Origin of the sequence: Mesorhizobium sp. M7A.F.Ca.CA.004.04.2.1, from assembly GCF_004022825.1 — a bacterium.
Taxonomy (GTDB): Bacteria; Pseudomonadota; Alphaproteobacteria; order Rhizobiales; family Rhizobiaceae; genus Mesorhizobium.
This window is the reverse complement of record NZ_RZPH01001082.1, coordinates 1-1,950: the sequence shown is the minus strand read 5'-3', so window position 1 is coordinate 1,950 and position 1,950 is coordinate 1. Positions and strand designations below refer to the sequence as shown.

General features: G+C 64.3%; 1 protein-coding gene. It reads right to left on the bottom strand.

Annotation, left to right across the window (positions count from 1 at the left end):
* Positions 1-1,950 (bottom strand): NAD-glutamate dehydrogenase domain-containing protein (locus EN893_RS31500; RefSeq protein ID WP_164901281.1); only part of this gene is annotated, 1,950 nt, incomplete at both ends.

Sequence of the window (1,950 nt, the reverse complement as noted above, 5' to 3'; positions counted from 1 at the left end):
TTCTTGACCTGCTGTGCCTTGACCAGGCCGAGCACCTCGGTGCGGTAGTCCTGGGCGCGGTCGGACCAGCGCAGGCCGCCGCGCGCCACCGGACCGAAGCGCAGATGCAGGCCTTCGACCTCGGAACCGTAGACGAAGATCTCCCGCCACGGCCGCGGCGCCGGCAAGCCCTCGACCGCGTGCGAATCGAGTTTGATCGCCAGCGACTGGCCTTTCTCTTTCGTATCGGCAACGAAATGATTGGTGCGCAGCGAGGCTTCGATCAGATTGAGATAGCGCCGGATGATGGTGTCGTCATCGATGTTCGGCACATCCTCCAGCGCGTCCTTGATCTTGGCCTTGAGGTGCTTTGCGGCCACCACGCCTTCGGTCTCGGCCGTCGGGCCAAGCCGGGCGATGAACAGCGCATGCAGGCCCCGCGCTATGTCGGGATAACGATTGAGCGCGGCGGCGATGAAATCCTGGCTTTGCGGAATGCCCACCTGCTGCAGATAGCGGCCATAGGCGCGCAGGATCGTGATCTCGCCCGACCACAAGCCGGCGGTCTGGGCAAGGCCGTTATAGCCGTCATTGTCGACGTCGCCGCGCCAGACGGACAGGAACGCGTCCTCGAACAGCCCGCCGCCGTCAGTCAGGTCGATCGGCTTGCCGTAGCTGTTCTCCAACTCCATGTCATGGATGAAGACCAGGCCGGATTGTTCGTCGCCGACCTCGAAGGTGCGCTCGCTGATGACGCGGAAGCCGATGTTTTCCAGCACCGGCACCCGCCGCGACAGCGCCACCGGGCTGCCATGGTGATAGATTTTCAGCGACGCCTGATGCGGTTTCTGCTCGGCATGACGATAATAATCGATGGCGATCGGATTGCCGGCGCTGATCTTGGCAATGCGCCTGGCATCGGCCAGCGCCACCGCCGCGCTGAACGAATCGCGGTAGCTTTCCGGCAGCCGCGCGGCAATCGCCTTCAAAGCCTGGTCGCCGCCACTGGCCTCGGCCGCATCGGAAAGGGCGTCCTCCCAGGTACGCACGATGTCGCGGATCGCCGCCTCTATCGTCGCTTGCTCGACCTTCGGCGTCTTGCCGCCGGAGCGGCCGATGATGAAGTGCACGCGCGCCAGCCCGCCTTCGGGGAAGGCCGGGTAATAGGCCGACAGCCGACCTTCGAATACGGTCTTCAGATACGAGCCGATCTTCTCGCGCACGACGCTGTCGTAACGGTCGCGCGGCACGAAGACGAGGATCGAGACGAAACGGTCGAACTGGTCGGCGCGCACCAGCGCCCGCACGCGTGGCCGCTCGACCAGGCCCAGAATGGCAGCGGCGTGCTTCCTCAGGATCGGCACCGGCACCTGGAACAATTCGTCGCGCGGATAGCTTTCCAGCACGTTGATCAGCGCCTTGCCGGAGTGATCGTGCCGGTCGAAGCCGGACTTGGCGATGATGGTTTCGGCTTTTGACCTCAGATACGGGATCTTCATCACCGAGCGCGTGTAGGCGGTCGAGGTGAACAGGCCGACGATGCGCAATTCGCCCGCGAGCGTACCCTTGGCGGTGTAGGTCTTGATGCCGATGTAATCGAGATAGATGCGGCGGTGCACGGACGACTTGGCATTGGCCTTGGTGACGATCAGCGGCTCCGGCCCGTGCAGGAAGGCGCGGATTTCCGGCGTCGTCGTCACCGCTTCGGTGCCGCGCCTGAGCACCAGCACGTCGGGGTCGGACAGGATGCCGAGGCCGGGCTTTTCAGCGCGCTCCAGCGTACCGCTTTCTTCGCCGCCGGTGTATTTGAACTCGCGCATGCCAAGGAAGGTGAAATTGTCGTCGCGCAGCCACTCCAGGAAGGCGAGGGCCTCGGCAACGCTCTTCTTGTCGAGCGGCACGGCCGTATAGCGGAATTCCGAGATCGCCTGATCGAGGCGGGCCAGCATCGGCCTCCAGTCGTGAACGGCG